Below are 5,436 nucleotides of genomic sequence, written 5' to 3' on the forward strand. Positions count from 1 at the left end.
CCCCCGCTGCTTTCTGGGGTGCTACACATGCGGGTGGGGACGCCGCTCGTGTAGACGAGCACACCGAACACGACTCAGCCAGAGTGACCGGTCGACGAGACCGGCGGGAATATGGGGGTACACATGACGGTGATCGACGACACCGAGATCGATGCGACGGCACAACCGCCGTCGAGGCAACCTGCTGCCGAGCCGGAGAACGCACGCAACGCTGGTTTCTACGCCCAGCGCGCCTTCGCCGCCATCGCGGTGCTGTTCGCGCTGTTCCTCCTCGTCACCGAGTCCAAGGCCCGCAGCACGCTGATCACCGTCGTCGTGGCGGTCGGTGCCAGCGCCGCCCTGTGGATCGGCGCCAACCTGCTGTTCAATCAGGTCCGCAATCACTGGACCCGCTTCTTGACCCTCCTCTACGCAACGGTCACCTTCGTCATCACGGCCGGGTTGAGCGGCAACCGCGCCATCGGCGACAACCCCATCGACGACCCGATCGCCAAGTTCGTCAACCGCACGGCCAACGGGATCAAGTCCGACACCCTCACGACCGAGTCAGCCATCGCCGAGATCGTCGCCTGGCTCTGGCTCCCGCTGTTGCTCTCGATCGGCGCAGGCTGCGTCGGGTTCTTCCTCAGCCGAACCGACGGTGTCGTCCCTCGCCTCGCCATTGGGGCCGGCGGACTCGGAGTCATCGGCGCGATCACGGGCGTCTCGTTCAACTTCCTCGCCCGTCCCGAGTTCGACGCCGTCGCCCTCATCGCGTGGACGGCATTGGGTGCGGGCGTCGTCACCGGGATCGGCGTGTTGCGCAAACAGGAGCTCGGCCGCCCCGCCCTCCTGGGAGCGACGATCGGGTGGCTGCTCGGCGCGTTCGGAGCACCCGAGGTCGGCGGCGGGCCGGCGGGCTGGACGGTCGTGGCCGTCACGGTGCCCGCGATCCTGATCGGCATTCGCGCCGCGATCCAGCCGAACCTGGGCATGCGCGAGCGCGGCCTGATCGACAACAACTCGCGCAAGTGGATCTTCCTCGCCCCCGCTCTGACATTCGCGTTCGCGATGCTGGTCGTGCCTGCGATCGCCACCATCTGGCTCTCGTTCAAGGGTCGCGACGGCGAACAGTTCGTCCGCTGGGACAACTACGTCAACATCTTCCAGGACCCCAACTCGTGGGATCCGGTTGCCGGTCTCCAGTTGTCGATCTTCGGTCTCGCGAACGGCACCAGCTGGATCCTGCTGATCGCGGCCTCGTTCCTCAGCGCGATCGGGATCTCGCTCTTCCGCAAGTCGAAGGAGCGGCCACGAGGCCGCCCGGGCATCGCCATCCTGGCGATCGTCGGAAGTCTCCTCCTGCTCGCATCGGCGATCAACTGGGTGACACCCTCGTTGCTCGAGAACGTCTTCAGCTTCAACCTCTTCCGGACGTCGACCGGTCGCAGCCAACTGATGCTGCTCGGTCTCATCGTCCTGGCTGCGTTCATCATCGTCGGGCTCCGCCAGCGGGCCCAGACCGGTCACCTCGTCGAACTGGGCACCCCGAGCATGGGCCCGCTGATCGTCGGCCTGCTGCTCGTCCTGCTCGCGATCGTCACCACGTTCCGCGGCACGATCGTGAACAACCTGTGGTGGGTCGTCGTCGTCACCCTCGGAGCCACGGCGATGGGGTTGGCCATCGCCGTGTTGGCCGACGGAATCAGATTCGAGAAGATCGCCAAGTCGATCATCTTCATGCCGATGGCGATCTCGCTCGTCGGCGCGTCGGTGATCTGGCGATTCATGTACGTCGCCCGAGACTCGTCCAAGGAACAGACCGGCGTCCTCAACGGCCTGTGGGTCGGCCTCGGCAAGCTGTCGACCGGCCGCGAGATCGCATCGGTCGTGATCATCATCCTGCTCGGCCTGGTCGCCGTGGCGCTCATGGTCAAGTTCGCCACCCGCCGCGACACGGTCGGCATCATCGCTGCGATCCTCACCCCGTTCGTCGCATTCGCACTCATGCGGGTCGTCGCCTGGGTGTGGGGTGGCGAGCTCAGCGGCACGGTCCAGAAGTGGATCGTCGGCCTGCTCGCCGTCCTCGTCTTCGTCGGTCTCCTCGCAGCGGTCGCCCGTCAGTTGACGGTGCGCAACTGGGGAGGTGTGGCACTTCCGGCCATCGGCGCCCTGTTCGTCGGCTGGTTCGTCTTCCGATACTTCGCCGTCTGGGGCGGGGGCGTCGGCGGTCAGGAGATCAACACCGTCGGCAACGTCAAGTCGAGCCCGATCAACTTCATCCAGGAATCGCCGTTCAACAGCATGTTCCTGATGGTCGTGCTGATCTGGATCCAAACCGGTTTCGCGATGGTGATCCTGTCCGCGGCGATCAAGGCGGTTCCGACCGAACTGATCGAAGCAGCCAAGGTCGACGGCGCGACCGAATCCCAGGTGTTCTGGCGGGTCACGCTCCCCCAGATCGCACCGACGATCGGGGTGGTGGTCACGACGATCATCGTCTTGGTGATGAAGGTCTACGACATCGTCAACGTGATGACCAACGGCAACTTCGAGACCCAGGTGCTGGCGAACGACATGTTCTTCCAAGCGTTCCAGACGCAGAACCAAGGACAGGGGGCAGCGCTCGCGATCTTGATCTTCGTCTCCGTGCTCCCCGTCATGGTGTTCAACATTCGCAAGATGCAGAGGGAGAACTGAGATGAGCAACATCACTCCTGTCGACGTCGACACCGGCCTCTCCGACGGCATCGACGTGATGGGGTCGCGGCCCGGCCACCACGACGACGTCCACAGCACCACCACGAGTCGCGTCTACGCGTGGCTGCGTTCGATTCCCGTCTGGGCTCTGTGGCTGATCGCGCTCATCTGGAGCATCCCGACCGTCGGACTCTTCATCAGCGGCTTCCGCACCCGCGACGCGCAGCGTCAGAGCGGGTGGTGGGACGTGATCCCCTCCGATGGGACACTCGAGAACTACCGCACCGTGTTCAGCGCCCGGTCGAACCTGAAGGACTCGCTGCTCAACTCGATGGCGGTGTCGATTCCCGCCACGATCATCCCGATCGCGGTCGCCGCGTTCGCCGCCTATGCGTTCGCATGGATCGACTTCCGCGGGCGCAAGGTGCTGTTCATCAGCACCGTCGCACTGCTCGCGATCCCCCTCCAGGTCGCGCTGATCCCACTCCTGACGCTGTGGGTCGGCGGTGCTCACGTCACGCTTCCGATCCTCGGCAAGACGATCACCCTCATCCCCGACCTCGACCTCGTGAACACGACGACTGCGGTCTGGTTGACGCACACGGGATTCGCGCTCCCGTTCGCGATCTTCCTCCTGCACAACTACATCTCGTCACTGCCCAAGGACGTGTTCGAGGCGGCACGCATCGACGGCGCGGACCACTTCACGATCTTTTGGCGGCTCGTGCTTCCGCTGTCGGTTCCGGTCCTGGCCGCCTTCGCGATCTTCCAGTTCCTCTGGACGTGGAACGACTACCTCATCGCCAAGACGATGGCAGGCACCAACCCTGATGCCCAGGTCACCACGATCGTGATCGCCAACCTCGCCGGTGACTTCGGGGCGAACGAGCATCTCCTGCCCGCAGCAGGCTTCGTGCAGGCCTTCTTCCCGCTGCTCGTGTTCTTCGCCCTGCAGAAGTACTTCGTGCGCGGTCTCCTGGCCGGCTCCGTAAAGGGCTAGTTTCCAGCGTGTGAGCTCGCTGGTCCAGACCCATTCGAGGAGCCTCGGCTCCCTCCCGACCGTGGGGCCGATCGCCTATGGCCTCTGGAGATTCACCGACGATGACGTCGCGACCGGGCGCGCGTTGATCGAGACCGCGCTCGACGCGGGGATGAACCTGATCGACACCGCCGACGTGTACGGCTTCGACTGGGGCGGGACGGGGTTCGGACAGGTCGAGGAGATCCTCGGACGCGTGCTCGCGGCGACACCGGGACTTCGCGACCGCATCGTGCTCGCGACGAAAGGCGGCATCGCTCCCCCGACGCCGTACGACTCCTCACCGAAGTACCTCCGGGCAGCCTGCGAGGCGTCGCTCACCCGGCTGCAGACCGATGTGATCGACCTGTTCCAGATCCATCGTCCGGACATGTTCACGCACCCAGCCGACGTCGCGATCACGCTGCACGCGCTGCGCGTCGAGGGAAAGATCCGCGAAGTCGGCGTCTCGAACCACACCCCGGCGCAGGTCGCAGCCCTCCAGGCCCACCTCGAGTTCCCGATCATCACGAACCAGCCCGAGTTCTCCGCCGTCCAACTCGCGCCGCTGCGCGACGGGACACTCGACCAGTGCATGGAGGAACGGATCACACCGCTCGCGTGGAGTCCGCTCGGTGGTGGGCGCCTGGCGACCGGCGACGACGTCGCTCCCGATCTGGTCGCACTCCTCGACTCGCTCGCGCAACGCGAGGGCGTCGACCGATCACACATCGCGATCGCATTCGTGCTCGCACACCCGTCGGCTCCGATCGCGATCGTCGGTTCCCAGAACGTCGATCGCGTCCGTTCGTCGACCGCTGCGCTCGGCGTCACGCTCGACCGCGCCGACGTCTACGCGATCGTCCAGGCCTCGGAGGGGGTCCCACTGCCATGAGCTCCATCACCCGTCCCGACGTCCCCGAGATCTCGTGGTTCAGCGCGCTGTGCGACGACGACTACGAGTTCCTCGGTGTCCCCGAGCCCGCCCTCGCCGCGTCGTGGGAACACTGTCGTGACATCGTCCAGACCGCCGATCGCGGCGGATTCGACAACGTCCTGCTGCCGTCGGGCTACCAGCTCGGCATCGACTCCACCGCGTTCGCATCGGCGATCGCCACACACACCGAGCAGATCAACTTGTTGCTCGCCGTCCGGATGGGCGAGATGTGGCTTCCCCAGCTCGCTCGACAGCTTGCATCGATCGACCAGTTCGCCGGTGGGCGTCTGACCATCAACATCATCAGCTCGGACATTCCCGGCGAAGCACTCGATTCGGCGCCGCGCTATCAGCGCACACGCGAATGGATGCAGGTACTGCGCCAACTGTTGAATCGACAGCCGATCGACTTCCACGGAGAGTTCGTCGATCTCACGCTCGATCCCCCACGGGCCGCGACCGTCGACGGCACCTGCCCGCCGTTCTACTTCGGTGGGTTCTCACCCGCAGCGAAGGACGTCGCCGCCGCCGAGGCCGACGTGTTCCTCACCTGGCCCGACACGGTCGCCTCCGTGGGCGAGACGGTCGTCGAGATGACCGCACTCGCGCGAGAGCGGTACGACCGCGAACTCCTGTGCGGCCTCCGCGCCCACGTGATCGTGCGCGAAACCGAGGCCGAAGCTCGCGCCGCGGCCGACCGCCTGGTGTCGAAGCTCGATGCCGACACCGGCACGGCGATCCGCAACAAGTCGCTCGATGCCGCATCGGTCGGCGTGTCACGACAGGCCGACCTGCGTGACGC

The 5,436-nt window shown here is 65.6% G+C and carries 4 protein-coding genes; all 4 read left to right on the plus strand.

Features of this window, described 5'->3' with window-relative positions; genetic code table 11:
• Nucleotides 1-123 precede the first annotated feature (123 nt).
• Entirely contained in the window at nt 124-2,679 is a 2,556-nt protein-coding gene (locus tag WBV89_RS21975; RefSeq protein ID WP_423983465.1) for an ABC transporter permease subunit, read from the plus strand.
• Nucleotide 2,680: 1 nt separating this feature from the next.
• Nucleotides 2,681-3,679 (plus strand): carbohydrate ABC transporter permease, encoded by a 999-nt coding sequence (locus WBV89_RS21980; RefSeq protein ID WP_423983466.1) that lies wholly within the window; start codon nt 2,681-2,683, stop codon nt 3,677-3,679.
• A 10-nt stretch (nt 3,680-3,689) separates the two neighbouring features.
• The gene (locus tag WBV89_RS21985; RefSeq protein ID WP_423983467.1) at nt 3,690-4,592 is read left to right on the plus strand and encodes an aldo/keto reductase; all 903 of its coding nucleotides are present in this window, start codon (nt 3,690-3,692) and stop codon (nt 4,590-4,592) included.
• Nucleotides 4,589-5,436: LLM class flavin-dependent oxidoreductase (locus tag WBV89_RS21990; RefSeq protein WP_423983468.1), on the plus strand; the 848-nt coding region annotated here is incomplete at its 3' end. The genes WBV89_RS21985 and WBV89_RS21990, both read left to right, overlap by 4 nt.

Origin of the sequence: Ilumatobacter sp. (assembly GCF_049588435.1) — a bacterium.
Classification (GTDB): Bacteria; Actinomycetota; Acidimicrobiia; order Acidimicrobiales; family Ilumatobacteraceae; genus Ilumatobacter_A.

Excerpts from the sequence above, each read along its gene's own strand:
- WBV89_RS21975 (WP_423983465.1), top strand. The coding sequence starts at position 124 with ATGACGGTGATCGACGACACCGAGATCGATGCGACGGCACAACCGCCG.
- WBV89_RS21980 (WP_423983466.1), top strand. The coding sequence starts at position 2,681 with ATGAGCAACATCACTCCTGTCGACGTCGACACCGGCCTCTCCGACGGC.